17 protein-coding genes are annotated in these 15,532 nt (G+C 73.2%); 13 read left to right on the top strand and 4 right to left on the bottom strand.

The window, feature by feature from the left end; all coding sequences use genetic code 11:
* Window positions 1-37: 37 nt before the first annotated feature.
* Window positions 38-1,288, top strand: a complete 1,251-nt coding sequence (locus ACFE7W_RS05675; protein WP_375423819.1) for a DegT/DnrJ/EryC1/StrS family aminotransferase — start codon at window positions 38-40, stop codon at window positions 1,286-1,288.
* On the opposite strand, the gene ACFE7W_RS05670 is transcribed toward ACFE7W_RS05675, so the two are convergent.
* Window positions 1,242-1,676: a hypothetical protein gene (locus ACFE7W_RS05670; RefSeq protein ID WP_375423818.1), complete on the bottom strand. Its 435-nt coding sequence runs from the start codon at window positions 1,674-1,676 to the stop codon at window positions 1,242-1,244. The genes ACFE7W_RS05675 and ACFE7W_RS05670 overlap by 47 nt on opposite strands.
* 68 nt (window positions 1,677-1,744) lie before the next feature.
* Here ACFE7W_RS05670 and ACFE7W_RS05665 point away from each other — a divergent pair, with 68 nt between their 5' ends.
* The 5 genes from ACFE7W_RS05665 (at window position 1,745) to ACFE7W_RS05645 (ending at window position 6,383) form a co-directional block, all read left to right on the top strand.
* On the top strand, window positions 1,745-2,647 hold the full coding sequence (locus tag ACFE7W_RS05665; RefSeq protein ID WP_375423817.1) for a decaprenyl-phosphate phosphoribosyltransferase: 903 nt from the start codon (window positions 1,745-1,747) through the stop codon (window positions 2,645-2,647).
* The gene (locus ACFE7W_RS05660) at window positions 2,644-4,101 is read left to right on the top strand and encodes an FAD-binding protein (RefSeq protein WP_375423816.1); all 1,458 of its coding nucleotides are present in this window, start codon (window positions 2,644-2,646) and stop codon (window positions 4,099-4,101) included. Before ACFE7W_RS05665 ends, ACFE7W_RS05660 begins: the two co-directional genes overlap by 4 nt.
* A 30-nt stretch (window positions 4,102-4,131) precedes the next feature.
* The gene (locus ACFE7W_RS05655; protein ID WP_375423815.1) at window positions 4,132-4,884 is read left to right on the top strand and encodes a decaprenylphospho-beta-D-erythro-pentofuranosid-2-ulose 2-reductase; all 753 of its coding nucleotides are present in this window, start codon (window positions 4,132-4,134) and stop codon (window positions 4,882-4,884) included.
* A gap of 52 nt (window positions 4,885-4,936) precedes the next feature.
* Window positions 4,937-5,434 (top strand): SigE family RNA polymerase sigma factor, encoded by a 498-nt coding sequence (locus tag ACFE7W_RS05650; RefSeq protein WP_375423814.1) that lies wholly within the window; start codon window positions 4,937-4,939, stop codon window positions 5,432-5,434.
* Window positions 5,435-5,564: 130 nt separating this feature from the next.
* Window positions 5,565-6,383, top strand: a complete 819-nt coding sequence (locus ACFE7W_RS05645) for a hypothetical protein (RefSeq protein ID WP_375423813.1) — start codon at window positions 5,565-5,567, stop codon at window positions 6,381-6,383.
* A 94-nt stretch (window positions 6,384-6,477) separates the two neighbouring features.
* Here the strand turns inward: ACFE7W_RS05645 and ACFE7W_RS05640 are convergent, their stop codons facing one another.
* Complete coding sequence (locus ACFE7W_RS05640; protein ID WP_375423812.1) at window positions 6,478-6,801, bottom strand: hypothetical protein; 324 nt, start codon at window positions 6,799-6,801, stop codon at window positions 6,478-6,480.
* A 99-nt stretch (window positions 6,802-6,900) separates the two neighbouring features.
* Between ACFE7W_RS05640 and ACFE7W_RS05635 the strand changes: the two genes are divergently transcribed.
* Window positions 6,901-7,638 (top strand): hypothetical protein, encoded by a 738-nt coding sequence (locus ACFE7W_RS05635; protein ID WP_375423811.1) that lies wholly within the window; start codon window positions 6,901-6,903, stop codon window positions 7,636-7,638.
* 15 nt (window positions 7,639-7,653) lie between these two features.
* Window positions 7,654-8,391 (top strand): hypothetical protein, encoded by a 738-nt coding sequence (locus ACFE7W_RS05630; protein WP_375423810.1) that lies wholly within the window; start codon window positions 7,654-7,656, stop codon window positions 8,389-8,391.
* A gap of 35 nt (window positions 8,392-8,426) precedes the next feature.
* Here the strand turns inward: ACFE7W_RS05630 and ACFE7W_RS05625 are convergent, their stop codons facing one another.
* The gene (locus ACFE7W_RS05625) at window positions 8,427-9,887 is read right to left on the bottom strand and encodes a benzaldehyde dehydrogenase (protein WP_375423809.1); all 1,461 of its coding nucleotides are present in this window, start codon (window positions 9,885-9,887) and stop codon (window positions 8,427-8,429) included.
* A gap of 38 nt (window positions 9,888-9,925) precedes the next feature.
* Window positions 9,926-10,492, bottom strand: a complete 567-nt coding sequence (locus ACFE7W_RS05620) for a DinB family protein (RefSeq protein ID WP_375423808.1) — start codon at window positions 10,490-10,492, stop codon at window positions 9,926-9,928.
* A 32-nt stretch (window positions 10,493-10,524) separates the two neighbouring features.
* Between ACFE7W_RS05620 and ACFE7W_RS05615 the strand changes: the two genes are divergently transcribed.
* The 5 genes from ACFE7W_RS05615 to ACFE7W_RS05595 all read left to right on the top strand — a co-directional run bounded on the left by ACFE7W_RS05615 (window position 10,525) and on the right by ACFE7W_RS05595 (window position 15,505).
* Window positions 10,525-11,301 (top strand): LamB/YcsF family protein, encoded by a 777-nt coding sequence (locus tag ACFE7W_RS05615; protein ID WP_375423807.1) that lies wholly within the window; start codon window positions 10,525-10,527, stop codon window positions 11,299-11,301.
* The gene (locus tag ACFE7W_RS05610) at window positions 11,298-11,903 is read left to right on the top strand and encodes an allophanate hydrolase subunit 1 (RefSeq protein ID WP_375423806.1); all 606 of its coding nucleotides are present in this window, start codon (window positions 11,298-11,300) and stop codon (window positions 11,901-11,903) included. Before ACFE7W_RS05615 ends, ACFE7W_RS05610 begins: the two co-directional genes overlap by 4 nt.
* 1 nt (window position 11,904) lies before the next feature.
* A complete protein-coding gene (locus tag ACFE7W_RS05605; protein ID WP_375423805.1) occupies window positions 11,905-12,753 on the top strand; it encodes a biotin-dependent carboxyltransferase family protein in 849 nt (282 codons plus the stop codon).
* A 53-nt stretch (window positions 12,754-12,806) separates the two neighbouring features.
* Window positions 12,807-14,576 (top strand): acetyl/propionyl/methylcrotonyl-CoA carboxylase subunit alpha, encoded by a 1,770-nt coding sequence (locus tag ACFE7W_RS05600; protein WP_375423804.1) that lies wholly within the window; start codon window positions 12,807-12,809, stop codon window positions 14,574-14,576.
* Window positions 14,577-14,674: 98 nt separating this feature from the next.
* Window positions 14,675-15,505: a hypothetical protein gene (locus tag ACFE7W_RS05595; protein ID WP_375423803.1), complete on the top strand. Its 831-nt coding sequence runs from the start codon at window positions 14,675-14,677 to the stop codon at window positions 15,503-15,505.
* Window positions 15,506-15,532 lie beyond the last annotated feature (27 nt).

Here is a 15,532-nt window from a genome sequence, read left to right as displayed (position 1 = left end):
ACTGAGGAACCCGTCCCCCACCACGGCTCGGAGAACCATGAGCGCAGTGCTGCGCTTCGCCCGCAAGAGGCTGGACCTCGGGCTCGGCGACCTCGCGTACGGGCTGTTCCGCTGCGCGCTGCCGCCGTCCCGCGAGGACAGCCTGGCGGCCCTCGACCAGCTCTGGACGCCGGCCGACAGCGTCGTCGCCTGTCTGTCCGCGCGCAGCGGTTTCGACCTGCTGCTGGCCACGGTCGACTGGCCGGCCGGCTCGGAGGTGCTGCTGTCGGCCCTGACCATCCCGCACCTGGCGACGCTCGTCCGGGCCCACGGCTACGTGCCGGTGGCCGTGGACGTCGACCCGGCCACCGTGACGCTGGACCCGGCCGAGGTGCGGGCGGCCTGCACGCCGCGGACGCGGGCCCTGGTCGTCGCCCAGCTGTTCGGCGCCCGGCCCGACCTCACCGAGGTCGCGGCGGTGGCCCGTGGCGCCGGCCTGCTGCTGGTCGAGGACCGCGCCGAGTGCTTCGACGGGCTCGACCGCGACCTCGGGCCCCTCGCCGACGTCGCCCTGTTCAGCTTCGGCACGATCAAGACCGCCAGCTGCCTCGGCGGCGGCGTGCTGCTGGTCCGGGACCGACGGCTCCGCGAGCGGATGCGGAGCCGGCAGCGGCACGACTGGCCCGTCCAGACCTCGACGGCCTACGCCGCGAAGCTGGCCAAGGGGGCCCTGATGCTCGTCATCGGCCACCCGTTCGCCTTCGGCACCTTCGCCCGCCTCGCCGACCGGCTGACCGGGGACTACGACGGCGTGGTCCGGACTCTCAGCCGCGGCTACCCCGACGAGGACCTGCTCGAGTCGATCCGCCGCCGGCCGAGCTGCGCGCTGCTGGCGATGATGGTCCGCCGGATCCGGGGCTACGACCCCGCCCGGGTCGCGGCACGCCGGCGGGCCGGTCACGTGCTGGCGGGCGCGCTCGGCCCGGACGTGGTCCAGCTCGGCGGCCAGGCGGCCGGCCACACCTACTGGCTGTTCCCCGTGGTCTCCCGTGACCCCGACACCCTGGTGACCGCCGGCCGCGCGGCCGGCTTCGACCTCACCCGCGGCTCGTCCACCCTGGTCGCGCTGGACGAGCACTGCCGGCGCACCTGGACGGCGATGGCCAGCGTGGTCTACCTGCCGGCCTACGCGGGGATGAGTGAGCGCGACCTGCGCGGGCTGGCGGCGGTCGTGACCGAGGTCGAGTCGCGCGTTCCGCCCCTCAACGCGGACGCAGCAGGACACCCGTCTCGGTCGTCGAACCGGTGACACTGCCGGCCCAGCCGTTCCCGGTGAAGGTCAGCGTGGTGCCAGACGCTGCCGAGCCCCCGGCGGTGATGGTGAAGCCGGCGTCCGGCAGGGCCCGGCGGAGGTAGCCCACCACGTCCGCGGGCGCGGGTGCCGAGAGCACCAGGGTGACGTTGTCCGCCTGGTCGACGGCGGCCGAAACCACCGACGTCCGCGGCAGCGAGAACGAGTCCAGCGGCCCGAACTGGTACCCGAAGTCGCGGAGCAGCACGCCGTCGCCGGGCAGCCGGACGGCCGCGGAGCCGACGGCCGGTGGCGTCACGGTCGGCGCCGCCGCCGGGGCCGAGCAGCCGGCCAGGACGAGGACCAGCAGGGCCGCGGCCAACCTGCCGAGCCCTGGACGCCGCACGGGCTCCACCGTAGTCAGGCGGACCGTCAGAACGGGGAACGGCGCGGACCCGGATAGCCTTGAGCCTCGTGACCACCGACACGCGCGAAGTCGCGCTCCGACCCAGCCGGGTCCCGGCGGCCGTCCGCGCCGTGCGGCCCCGCCAGTGGGTGAAGAACGTGCTGGTCTTCACCGCCCCGCTGGCCGCGGGCCGGCTCACCGAGCGCGGCGTGATCTGGCACGGGGTGCTCGCGTTCGTCGCGTTCTGCCTGGTCAGCGCCACGGTCTACCTCATCAACGACGTCCGTGACGTCGAGGAGGACCGGCTGCACCCGCGGAAGCGGTTCCGGCCCATCGCGGCCGGCGAGATCAGCCCGGCGGCGGCCCTGCTGCTGGCCGCGCTGACCGGCGTCCTCGGCTTCGGCCTCGGCTTCTGGGTCTCGGGCTCGCTCGGGCTGACGCTGACGGTCTATCTGGTGCTGCAGGTGCTCTACTCGGCGTTCCTCAAGCACCTGCCGGTGGTCGACCTCGCCATGGTGGCCAGCGGCTTCCTGCTCCGCGCCATCGCCGGCGGCGTCGCGACCCAGATCCCGCTGAGCCAGTGGTTCCTGCTGGTGGCCGCGTTCGGCTCCTTCTTCATGGTGGCGGGCAAGCGGTACTCCGAGCTGAAGTCGGTCGGCGCCGACGCCGGCACCCGCCGCAGCCTCCTGCGCTACTCCGAGTCCTACCTGCGCTTCGCCTGGATGCTGGCCGCGGTGATGGTGCTCATCTCCTACAGCCTGTGGGCGTTCGAGAACCGGGGCGCGGGCGTCGGCGGGCTACCCTGGACGGCCATCTCCATCGCGCCGTTCACCCTCGGGCTGCTGCAGTACGCGTTGGAGGTCGACACCGGCAACGCCGGTGAACCCGAAGAGGTCGTGCTGCACGACCACGTGCTCCAAGTGATCGGACTGGTGTGGCTCGTGACCATCGTTCTGGGCGTGTCCAAGTGAGCGACTTCCCGGCGGAGGGCGTCGACGACGGCGTGCCGGCCATCCTCCCGTCGATGCCCGAGGCGCAGCCGATGATCCCCCAGCGGCTGGTCGAGCTGCACGGCTGGGGCCGGACGGCGTCCTCGATGTCCCACCTGGCCTCGGTCGACTCGATCGCCGACGCCGTGTCGGCGCTCCGCAGCTCCGACGGCGCTCGCGGGGTCACGCCGCGCGGGCTCGGCCGCAGCTATGGCGACGCCGCGCAGAACGCCGGCGGCATGACCCTGGACCTGACCAAGCTCAACCGGATCCTCTCCGTGGACGCAGCGGCCGAGCCCGCCACGGTCACCGTCCAGGCCGGGGTCAGCCTGGACGCGCTGATGCGGACCCTGCTGCCGTTCGGGTTGTGGGTCCCCGTCCTGCCCGGCACCCGTCAGGTCACCGTCGGCGGGGCCATCGCCGCCGACGTGCACGGCAAGAACCACCACACCCAGGGCAGCTTCGGCAACCACGTCGTCTCCGTCGACCTGCTCACCGCCGACGGTGAGGTGCGCACACTCACCCCAGGAGGCGAGCCCGGGGCCAACGAGGGCGGCCGGCTGTTCTGGGCCACGATCGGCGGCATGGGGCTGACCGGTGCCATCCTCGGGGCCACCGTGGCCGTGCAGCGGACCGAGACCGCCTACTTCGCCGTGGACACCGACCGGTGCTCCGACATCGACGACCTGATGGCGACGATGAGCCAGGGCGACGACGACTACACCTACTCCGTCGCCTGGTTCGACGCCGTCACCCGGGGCAGGCACATGGGCCGCGCGGTGCTGACGCGCGGCGACAAGGCGACGCTGGCCGACCTGACGCCCAAGCTGCGCCGCGACCCGCTCAAGTTCGTGGCCCCCTCGTTCGGGACGATCCCCGAGGTCTTCCCGAACCGGATGGTCAACGTCGTCACCGCGAAGGCGTTCAGCGAGTTCTGGTACCGCAAGGCGCCGGCCCACCGGGTGGGGGAGCTGCAGAACATCACCTCGTTCTTCCACCCCCTCGACATCGTCGCCGAGTGGAACCGGGTCTACGGCCCGCACGGCTTCCTGCAGTACCAGTTCGTGGTGCCGTTCAGCGAGGGCGAGACGTTCCGTCGCGGCTTCGAGATGATCGTGACCTCGGGCCACCTCTCCTGCCTGAACGTGCTCAAGCGCTTCGGGCCCGGCAACCCCTCGCCGCTCTCCTTCCCGATGCCCGGCTGGACCCTGACCGTCGACCTGCCCATCGAGCGCGGTCTGGACACCCTGTGCGACGCCCTGGACCAGGAGGTCATCGGCGCCGGCGGCCGGGTCTACCTGGCCAAGGACTCCCGGCTCAGCGCTGACGCGTTCCGGGCGATGTACCCGCGCCTGGACGACTTCCTCAGCGTCCGGCACGAGGTCGACCCGGCCGGGCTGTTCAACTCCGACCTCGCCCGCCGCCTGCACCTCTAGCCCTGCTGCCCCTCTGGTAAGGACCACCCTGTGATCAACGCCGTAGGCGCCCCCCAGTCCCTGCTCCTGCTGGGCGGGACGTCCGACATCGCCCTGGCCATCGCCCGCCGCTACGCCCGGAGCGGGCTGCGGGTGCTGCTGGCCGCCCGGCCGAGCGAGCGCCGCAGCGCCGCCGCTGCCGAGCTGACCGGCCTGGGCTGCGCGGTGACCGAGATCGACCTGGACGCCCGCGACGCCGGCTCCCACGCCGGCACCGTCGAGGCCGCCTTCACCGACGGAGACGTCGACCTGGCCGTCCTGGCGTTCGGCCTGCTGGGTGACCCGGAGACCGACTGGGTCGATCCCGAGCTCGCACTCGAGCTGGCCGAGGTCAACTTCGCCGCCCCGGTCCACCTCGGCGTGCTGCTCGCCAACCGGATGCGCGCCCAGGCGCACGGGCGGATCGTCGCCCTCTCCAGCGTCGCCGGCGAGCGCGTCCGCCGCTCGAACTTCGTCTACGGCTCGACCAAGGCCGGCTTCGACGGCTTCTTCCTCGGCCTCGGCGAGGCGCTGCGCGAGCACGGGATCAGGGTGCTGGTGGTCCGGCCCGGCTTCGTCCACTCGAAGATGACCGAAGGCCTGGACGCGGCCCCCCTCGCGGTCTCACCGGACGACGTGGCCGACGCGGTCGTCGGCGCGGTCGCCGGCGGCAAGGAGTTGATCTGGGTGCCGAACGCGATGCGGGCGGTGATGTCGGGCCTGCGGCACGTGCCCCGTCCGCTCTTCCGCCGACTGCCCATCTGAGCCACTCCCGGACGTGTGACAACCGATCGGCCGCGGCGCCCGTAGCAAGGGCATGAGCGAGCGGGACGAGGCCTTCACCGCGTACGTGGTGGCTTCCCGCCGTCGCCTGGTCCGAACGGCGTACCTGCTGTGCGGGTCGTGGGACCAGGCCGAGGACGTCACCCAGATCGCGCTGGCCAAGCTCTACGTCGCCTGGCCTCGGGTGCAGCGGCAGCGCGGCCCGGACGCTTACGTCCGGCGGATCCTCGCGCGGACCACGGTCGATGAGTGGCGTCGACCGTGGCGACGCGAGGTCGTGGTCGGTGCCGGCCTCGTCGACCTGTCGACGAGCACCCCGGCCGAGGACGGCATCGAACGCCGCACCCTGCTCGAAGCGCTGGGGCGGCTGCCGGCCCGGCAGCGGCAGGTCGTCGTGCTGCGCCACTACTGGGGCCTGTCGGTCGCCGAGGTGGCCGCCGACCTGGGCATCTCGACCGGCAGCGTGAAGAGCCACTGCTCGCGGGCGGTCGAGCGCCTGGCCGACCTCCTGACCACCACCGAGAGAGTGTGACGCCATGACCGCGACCGAACCCGAGCGACTTGGCTCGGCCGACTTCGACGAGTGCTTCCGCGGCGAGCCGACGCCTCCGGATTCCGGAGGTGATCTGAGTCGAGGCCGTCAACGGCGTCGCCGAGGCGTCGTGGCCGCCTCCAGCGCCCTCACCGCACTGGCTGCCGCCATCGCCGTCATGTTCACCCTTGCCCTGCCGGGAGGTCCACCGCAGGTCGCTGTTCCTGCCGAGAGTCCGACCGCCGACGCAGCGGGGCCCCCGGGAGCCAACCCGGCCTGCGACCCGGCTGCGGCGTGCGCCTGGCCCAGCCCTCCTCCCGCGCCGAACCAGTCGGTCACGCTGCAGCCGGCGCACGGGCGGCTGCCGCTGGGTCAGTCCGACACCGTCCCGACCCTGCGGTATACGAAGGCGAAGGGCTACCTCGACCGCCATGGGCACTCCCTGGACCAGAGCTCGGACACTCCGTTCTCGGCCACCACCAGGCACACCTACAACCTGGTCCGGCTGCACCTCGACCCGAAGGGGGACCACCTCGTCCCGTACGACCACGACCTCGTCACCGGCGAGAGCCGGGCGACCCTGCAGGTGGGGCAGCAGCTGCCCTGGACCGTTTCCGGCGACCCCGGCGAGGGAATGGTGGAAGTGGCCGTGACGCGCATGGTTCCGGGCACACCGGCGGAAGCCCGCGACCCTGCCGGCTTCTGCAGCGGCCCGGACTGGAAGCGCTTCTGCCACGCGACCGACCTGTCCGGTCACCAGGTGAACCTCGGCCGCCACGATGACGGGTCTTTCGTCCTCGACTACCAGCAGCCCGATGGCGAGGTCGCGAGCGTGCGAGTCGACCCCCTGCTGCCCCTCGACGGGATCAGGCCGCTCAAGGAGATGGGCGTCAGCCTCGGTGACGTGATGGCCCTGCTGACCGATCCAGCTCTCGACGTCGTCGGCTGAGAAGCGGCCCTCTCACCTCAGCGTGAACGATCTTGACGCGACTACCCGTCACGATCGTTCACGCTGGCGAGGCCGGGCGCCGGCCGAGCCCGGCTCAGCGGACGTAGGGCCGCAGACCCGCCGCCGGCACGGGCAGCTCGCGGTGCTCGGCGTCGGGCGACACCAGGCCGTGGTCGGCCCGCGCCACCGTCACCGAGTCCGCCCACGCCGACATGATCTGCACCCGGAAACCTCCGCTCTCGGTGTCGAGCCACCAGGGCTCGGCCAGCACGGCCAGACCTCGGGCACGCAGCAGCTCTTCGGCGTCGGCGTGCTCCAACGGGCCGGCCAGCGGGTAGCCGACCAGGGTGACCGGGGTTGCGCCGCGCTCGTCGAGGGTCAGGTACCCGACCAGCTCGGCGTCCGAGGGGCGGTGCACCGGGATCCATCCGCCATGACGTCATCGCAGCGCTCGCTTCCCTCTCTGACCAGCGGTTTTCTTGGCGGCCACACTGATTCGTGGCTAGCGTGTCCGCTCATGCGCACCCATCTCGCCGCCCTGGTCGCGGCAACGGCCCTTGTCGCCGCCCCGCTCGTGGCCGTCGCCGGCCCTGCCTCCGCCGCCACTTGTACGGCACCGGAGGTGCTGGGCACCGAGGTGTCGCCGACCAACGTGATCGTCGGCACCTCCAAGGTCAAGAGCTTCGACATCTACACCGACGTGGCCAAGAACGGCTGCAGCCTCAGCAGCGTCAAGGTGACCGTGCGCTCGCCGAAGAACACCGCCAAGAACCTCACGATGCAGGTCGTCAGTGTCAGCGACGGCGTCACCACCTACGCCTACACCATCGAGCTCAAGGCGTCGGCGCTGAAGAACAGCGAAGCCGGCCTCTGGACCGCCACCTCCGTGACCCGCTGGAGCGGCGGGGCGATCACGTCGAAGGACGCGTTCCGGGTGGTCCGAGCGGCCAAGCTCACGACGAACGCCAAGCCGGAGCCCGTGACCGCCGGACACCGGCTCGTGGTCACCGGCAAGCTCACCCGGGCCAACTGGGAGACCCGCAAGTACGCCGGCTACACCAAGCGCAAGGTGCAGCTGGAGTTCCGGCCGACCGGCGGGACGTACGGCCTCGTCAGCACCGTGACCAGCCACGGCAAGGGCGCGGTGCAGAAGACGGTCACCGCCGACGTCGACGGCTGCTACCGGTTCGTCTTCACCGGCAGCAGCACCACCCGCAAGGTGACCAGCAAGGCGGACTGCGTCGACGTCCGCTGAACGACGCACCCCCCGATGCGTCGCTCACTGGCCGCCCTGGCTTGCCTCGGCCTGCTGGCCGTGCCGCTGCGGCCGCCCGTGCCCGCCGCGGCCGGGGCTGACGGCTGCACGGCCCCGGTGCTGGTCAGCTCGACGGTCGCGCCGCCGACGCTCGTCGTCGGCACCGCGAGCCCGACGGGCTTCGTCTTCACCGCCAGCGTCCGGAAGAACGGCTGCACGGTCGAGCAGGTGGACACCGAGGTCGTGACGGCGACCGGCGCCGCGAGCGGCTTCCGGCTGGACGAGCAGGAGACCATCGACGGCGTCACGACCTACGACGTGGGCATCCGGGTCGACCCGGGGGCGGTCGTCAACGCCGAGGCCGGCGCCTGGACGTCGACGGTCTCGGTGACCTCGGACAGCACCACCACCGACGGCGGACCACGGCTCCGGGTCGTCCGCGCGGCCCGGCTGAGCAGCTCTGCCAGCCCCGAACCGGTCCGGGCCGGGCGGACCCTCACCGTGCGAGGCCGTCTGACCCGCGCGGACTGGTCGACGCTGGGCTACGCCGGCTACGCGAGGCGGCCGGTCGAGCTCCAGTTCCGGACCGCCGACGGCTCGTACCGGACCGTCAAGGACGTCGCCAGCGGCAGCCGCGGCGCCGTCAGGGCCTCGGTCCGAGCCACGCAGGACGGCTGCTACCGGTTCGCCTTCCGGGGCAGCTCCACCACCGCCAGGGTGGTCAGCCGCGGCGACTGCGTCGGCGTCCGCTGACCACCACCCGCGCGCTGCTCAGCACCACGACACGATCAGAACGGGTACGTCGGGAGCTGACCGCGCAGGGTCACCCACTGGGTCTCGGTGAAGGCCTCGATGTTCGCCTGCGCCCCGCCGTGCCGCGACCCGGTGCCTGAGGAGCCGACGCCGCCGAACGGGGCCACGGCCTCGTCGTTCACGGTCTGGTCGTTGATGTGCACCAGCCCGGCGGGGATCCGCCCGGCCAGCTCGAGACCGGCGTAGACGTCCCGGGTCAGGATGCCCAGCGAGAGGCCGTACTCAGTACCCGAGGCCAGACCCACCACCTCCTCCAGCGAGGAGAACGCGGTCACCGGGGCTACCGGCCCGAAGATCTCCTCCGCGTACGCCGGCGCGTCGACCGGCACGTCGCCGAGGACCGTCGGCCGGTAGAACAACCCCTCGAAGGTGGCCCCGGTGCGCACGGTCGCCCCGGCCGCGACGCTGGCGGTGACCAGACCGTGCACCCGGTCCCGCTGGCCGGGGTCGATGAGGGGTCCGAGCGCCACCTGCTCCCGGTACGGGTCGCCGACCGGCAGCCCGGCGACCTTCTCGGCGAGGACCGCGGTGTACTCCTCGGCGATCGAGGCGTGCACCAGGTGCCGGGACGTGGCCATGCAGATCTGCCCCGAGTGGGAGAAGGTGCCCCAGGCGCCCACCGACGCAGCGGCCGTCACGTCGACGTCAGGCAGCACGACCAGGGCCGAGTTGCCACCCAGCTCGAGGTGCGCGCGCTTCAGGTGCTGACCGGCCAGGGCGCCCACCGCCCGACCCGCCCTGGTCGACCCGGTGAAGGCGATCACGCGGACGGCCGGCTCGGTGACCAGCGCCTCGCCGACGTCGGCGCCGCCGGGCAGCACCTGCAGCAGCCCGGCCGGCAGGCCGGCCTCCTCGAACACCCGGGCGAAGAACGCGCCGCCGCAGACCGCGGTCCGGGGGTCAGGCTTGAGCAGGACGGCGTTGCCCAGGGCGAGAGCCGGCGCGACGGCACGGATGGCCAGGATCGTCGGCACGTTGAAGGGCGCGATGACCCCGACCACCCCCACCGGCAGCCGGCGGGCGAAGGACAGCCGCGGCGCCCCGGTGCGCAACAGCTCGCCGTACGGGTGGCTGGGCAGCGCCGAGGCCTCGTAGCACTCGGCGGCCGAGGTGTGCACCTGGAAGCCGCCGAAGGGTGGGATCGCCCCCGACTCCCGCGCCAGCCAGTCCGTCAGCTCGTCGGCGTTCGCCTCGATCAGCTCCCCGGCACGACGCAGCACCCGCGCCCGGTCCTCGTACGGGGCCGCCGCCCAGGCCCGCTGCGCCTCGACGGCCCGGGCGGCCGCCTCGCTCACGTCCACCGGGGTCGCCCGGCCCACCTGGCCGAGGGTCTCCCCCGTCGCCGGCTCGACGGCGGGGTAGGTCCCGCCGCCGCCGTCGATCCAGCGGCCGGTCCAGATCTTGCCCTGCCAGGCGCCGTCGTCGAGCAGTCCCATGTCTCTCCCTCGGTCAGGTGATGCTGCGGTGGGGGCCGTCAGGCCCAGTCGAGCGAGGCCGCGCCGTCCTGCTGCTCGGTGACGTCCCAGAGGTGGTGGACGACGTCGTGCAGGAAGTACTGCAGCAGGGTGGCCACGGTGAAGTCCGAGCCGTTCGACCGGCGTCCGGTGCGCGGGAAGTCGGTGGCCGTGAGCAACTGGATGCGGCCGAGCATCGTGGCCGCGGCCGCCTCCAGCTCGGCGCCGACGACGTCGGGGTCCGCCTCGGCGTAGCGCTGCAGCACGGCGGTCTCGTCCTGGTCCCAGTTCGCGAAGACCGGGTCGTCCTCGGTGAGCATCAGCTGCAGCCGCCCGTCCATCACCCGGTACACGTCACGGACGTGGCTCGCATACTCCAGCGGCGACCAGACGCCCGGTGCGGGCCGGGCCTCGACCGCCGGGTGCTCGCGCAGGATCTGCACCCATTCCTCCGCCGCCACCCAGGCCCGCCGGCCCACGGTCAACGGGTCGGTCTCGCCCGCCGCGAGCCCGCACTCCTCGCACCGGCGGGTGAGCGTCCAGGTCCAGTCCTTCTCGTCCGGGGTCACCGGATCCACCTCAGCCACGACCCCAACCTAGCGGCGTGAAGAATGGGCCCATGGCTCCCGTCCCGGTCGCTGCGGCCAGCCGACAGATCGACCTGAACGCCGACCTCGGCGAGTCGTTCGGCCGCTGGACGCTGGGCGACGACGCGGCCCTGCTCCCCCTGATCACCAGCGCCAACGTCGCGTGCGGCTTCCACGCCGGGGACCCGCTGACGCTGCGCCGGACCTGCGTCGACGCCGCCACCCACGGGGTGGTGATCGGCGCCCAGGTGAGCTACCCCGACCTGGTCGGCTTCGGCCGCCGCTTCCTCGACATCGACCCGGACGACCTGGCCGCCGGCGTGCTCTACCAGATCGGCGCCCTCGACGGCCTGGCCCGGGCCGCGGGCAGCCGGGTCCGCTACGTCAAGCCACACGGCGCGCTCTACACCACCGCGGTCGAGCACGAGGGCCAGGCGGCCGCGGTCGTGGCCGCCGTCCTGGCCTACGACCCCGGCCTGCCGGTCCTCGGGCTCCCCGGCTCGGCGCTGCTGCGGATCGCCGCCGACTCCGGGCTGCGCGCGGTGACCGAGTACTTCATCGACCGCAACTACACCGCGGAAGGTCGGCTGGTGGACCGCCGCCGGCCGGACGCGATGGTGACCGACCACGACGAGGCCGCGGAGCGCGCCGTGGCCGCGGCGCAGGCCGGCCGGGCCGAGTCGATGTGCACCCACGGCGACTCCCCCGGAGCCGTGGCCATGGCCATGGCGGTCCGCGACGCCCTCACGACAGCCGGGATCGCCGTCGCGCCCTTCGTGGCCGGCTCCCCCACCGGCGAGGACCGATGACCCGGCGACTGCTCGACTACGGCGAGTCCGCCGTGCTGCTGGAGTGCGACGACCTCGCCGAGGCCCTCAGCCTGGTCGGCCCGGTCCGCGAGCAGCTCGAACCGGTCGTCGAGGTCGTCCCCGGGGCGCGGACGCTGCTGCTGCGGCTGGCCGCGCCGCTGACCGGGGGGCAGCGCGAGCAGCTGCTGACCCTGCCCGGGTCCCCGCCGGAGGCCGACGACCGGCCGCCGGTCGCCGTCCCCGTCCGGTACGACGGCGACGACCTGGCCGAGGTCGCCGAGCTCACCGGCCTCAGCCCCGACGAGGTGGTGCAGGCGCACACGGGCCAGCTGTGGACGGTCGGCTTCTGCGGGTTCGCCCCCGGCTTCGGCTACCTGCGGGGCGAGGACGACCGGCTCCGGGTCCCCCGCCGGCAGACGCCCCGGACGCGGGTTCCGGCCGGGGCGGTCGCCCTCGCCGACGACTGGTCTGCGATCTACCCCCGGTCCGGGCCGGGCGGTTGGCAGCTCATCGGTCGGACCGAGCTCGCCCTCTGGGACCTCGACCGGGACCCGCCGGCGCTGCTGCAGCCCGGCCTCCGCCTCCGGTTCGAAGCACTCTGAGGTGACGCTCACCGTCGAGGCGACCGGACCGCTGGCCCTGCTGCAGGACCTCGGCCGGCCCGGCCACGCCCACCTCGGCGTCCCGCCCTCCGGCGCCGCGGACGTCGGCTCCCACCGGCTCGCGAACCGGCTCGTCGGCAACCCCGAGGAGGCGGTGACGGTCGAGGTCGTCCTCGGTGGGCTCGCCGTCCGGGCGAGCACCCTCGTCGTGGTCGCGGTCACCGGCGCGCTCACGACGGTCCGGGTCGACGGCCGGCCCACCTGCTCCCACTGCACGCTGACGCTGCGCCCGGGCAGCCGGCTGAGCATCGACACCCCCTCCTCGGGACTGCGGAGCTACCTCGCCGTCCGGGGCGGGATCGCCGCGCCCGCCACCCTGGGCAGCAGCGCCCGCGACGTGCTCTCCGGGCTGGGACCGGACCCGCTGCAGGCGGGCGACGAGCTGCGGACGGGCGCGTCCAGCCGGCCGTTGCCCGACACCGACCTCGCACCGCCCCGGCCCAGCGACCAGGCCCTCCGGCTGCGGCCCGGTCCGCGCCTCGACTGGTTCGACGACGCGGCCTGGGGACTGCTGCTGGCCCGCACCTGGACCGTACGGCCCGAGCTCGACCGGGTCGCCGTCCGGCTCGAGGGGCCAGCGCTCACCCGACGGGTCACCGACGAGCTGCCCTCGGAAGGCCTGGTCCGGGGCGCGGTGCAGGTGCCGGCGTCCGGCCAGCCGCTGGTCTTCCTGGCCGACCACCCCGTGACCGGCGGCTATCCCGTCGTCGCCGTGGTGGACGAGCGGTCCTGCGACCGCGCCGCGCAGCTGCGGCCGGGTGACCGGGTGCGCTTCCGAGGTGACCACTAGAGTCAGCGGGTGCTGCGCCGGGTGTGCGCGTACGCAGAGGTCGAGGAGGACACGTGGGGATTCGCAAGGTGCTGGTCGCGAACCGGGGGGAGATCGCTGTCCGGGTGATCCGGGCCGCCCAGGACGCGGGCCTGGGCAGCGTGGCGGTCTACGCCGACGCCGACCGGGACAGCCTCTTCGCCACGCTGGCCGACGAGGCGTACGCCCTCGGTGGGGCGACCCCGGCCGAGACCTACCTCGACGTGGCCAAGATCCTGGACGTCGCCGCCCGGACCGGGGCCGACGCCGTCCACCCCGGCTATGGGTTCCTGGCCGAGAACGCCGCCTTCGCGACGGCGGTGACCGACGCCGGTCTGGTCTGGATCGGCCCGCCGCCGACCGCCATCGAGGCGCTGGGCGACAAGGTCCAGGCCCGTCACATCGCCGAGCGGGTAGGGGCTCCGCTGGTCCCGGGCACCTCTGACCCGGTCGCCGACGCGTCGGAGGTGGTGGCCTTCGCCGAGGAGTTCGGCCTGCCCATCGCCATCAAGGCCGCGTTCGGCGGCGGCGGACGTGGCCTCAAGGTGGCTCGCGAGCTGGCCGAGATCCCCGAGCTGTACGAGTCCGCGGTCCGCGAGGCCGTCACGGCCTTCGGCCGCGGCGAGTGCTTCGTCGAGCGCTACCTGGACAAGCCCCGGCACGTCGAGACCCAGTGCCTGGCTGACCGCCACGGCAACGTGGTGGTCGTCTCCACCCGCGACTGCTCGCTGCAGCGACGGCACCAGAAGCTGGTCGAGGAGGCTCCGGCCCCGTTCCTCACCGACGACCAGGTCGAGCGGCTCTACACCGCCTCCAAGGCGATCCTGTCCGAGGCCGGCTACGTCGGCGCCGGGACATGTGAGTTCCTGGTGGGCCAGGACGGCACCATCTCCTTCCTCGAGGTCAACACCCGGCTGCAGGTCGAGCACCCGGTGTCGGAGGAGGTGACCGGGCTCGACCTGGTCCGCGAGATGTTCCGGATCGCCGACGGCGAGGAGCTCGGCTACGGCGACCCGGTGGCCGGCCGGCACTCGATCGAGTTCCGCATCAACGCCGAGGACGCCGGCCGGAACTTCATGCCGGCACCGGGCACCCTGACCGCCTGGCGGCCCCCGACCGGGCCGGGCGTCCGGGTCGACGAGGGATACCTCGCGGGGATGACCGTGCCCGGCGCGTTCGACTCCCTGGTGGCCAAGATCATCGTCACCGGAGCCGACCGCGAGCAGGCGCTGGCCCGGTCGCGGCGCGCCCTGGCCGAGCTGGTGGTCGACGGGATGCCGACCGTGGTGCCGTTCCACCTGGCCGTGCTCGACGACCCGGCCTTCACCGCCGCCGACGGCGCCTTCGCCGTGCACACCCGGTGGATCGAGACCGAGTTCGCCGGCACCATCGCCCCCTACGAGGGCCCGGCCGAGGTGGCCGAGCCGGAGGAGCGCGCCAGCGTCGTCGTCGAGGTGAACGGCCACCGGCTGCAGGTCTCGCTGCCCGCCGGACTGGGCGCGTCCAGCGCCGCAGCGGGGCCGGCCCGGGCCGCCAGGAAGCCGGCCCGTCGAGGCGGCGGCGCGGCGGCCGCCGCGGCTCCCTCCGGGGACGCGCTGACCTCGCCGATGCAGGGCACCATCGTCAAGGTTGCGGTCGCCGAGGGCGACGTCGTTGCGGCCGGCGATCTCGTGGTCGTCCTTGAGGCGATGAAGATGGAGCAGCCGTTGACCGCTCACCGGGCCGGCACCGTGACCCACCTGACCGCCGAGGTCGGCGCGACCGTGACCAGCGGCTCGACCCTGTGCGACATCGTCGAGGGCTGACCGGGGGGCCTTCGGCCGGCCTGGGCGAGGCGTGAAAAGTCGGTAAGAAGAGTCGCGCACGCCACGATCGGGCTCGCCACGGGGGGACACTGCAAGTCATGGCTGAATTCGTCGTCTTGCTGGTGATCGTGCTTCTGGTCGGGGGTGGGGCTGCTCTCTACCGGCGACGGGCGATCGCCGAGCAGCAGGCCCAGGAGCGTGCCGAGCTCGAGTCGCAGCTGAGCACCTCACGTCGGGCGGCCGACGAGGACGTCACCAAGTTCGGCGAGGAGCTGCAACGGCTGGACGTCGACGTCGCCGGCCACCCGTTGGACGAGCCGATGCAGCAGGACTACCAACGCGCCCTGGACGCGTACGAGGACGCCAAGACCTCGTTGGACGCCGTCCGCCAGCCCGCGGAGATCAAGCACGTTACCTCGATTCTCGAGGACGGTCGCTACGCGATCGCCTGCGTCAAGGCCCGGGTCGGCAACCGGCCGCTCCCGGCCAAGCGTCCGCCCTGCTTCTTCAACCCGGCCCACGGGCCGAGCTCCTCCGACGTCGAGTGGGCTCCGCCGGGGGGTGCCCTCCGTTCCGTCCCCGCCTGCCCAGCCGACGCCGAACGCGTCCTCGCCGGTGCCGACCCCTACATCCGCACCGTTCAGGTCGGCGCCCAGCGCGTCCCCTACTGGGAGGGCGGCCCGGCCTACGCCCCATGGGCCCAGGGCTACTACAGCCGCTGGAGCGGCAGCGACATGCTCTCCGGCATGCTGATCGGCAGCTTCCTCTTCGGGGGCATGGGCCCCATCTTCGGCGGCATCGGCGAAGGTCTCGGCGGTCTGGGTGAAGGCGTCGGCGACATGATGGGCGGGATCGGCGACGGCCTCGGCGACATCGGGGGCGGCATCGGCGACATGTTCGGCGGCATCGGGGACTTCTTCGACAACTAAGCCCCGCGGGGCGCCGTCACGACCCGA

The sequence above is a fragment of the uncultured Friedmanniella sp. genome, from assembly GCF_964244285.1.
Classification (GTDB): domain Bacteria; phylum Actinomycetota; class Actinomycetes; order Propionibacteriales; family Propionibacteriaceae; genus Microlunatus.
The sequence above is the reverse complement of the archived record's forward strand: the minus strand, read 5'-3'. Positions and strand labels throughout refer to the sequence as shown.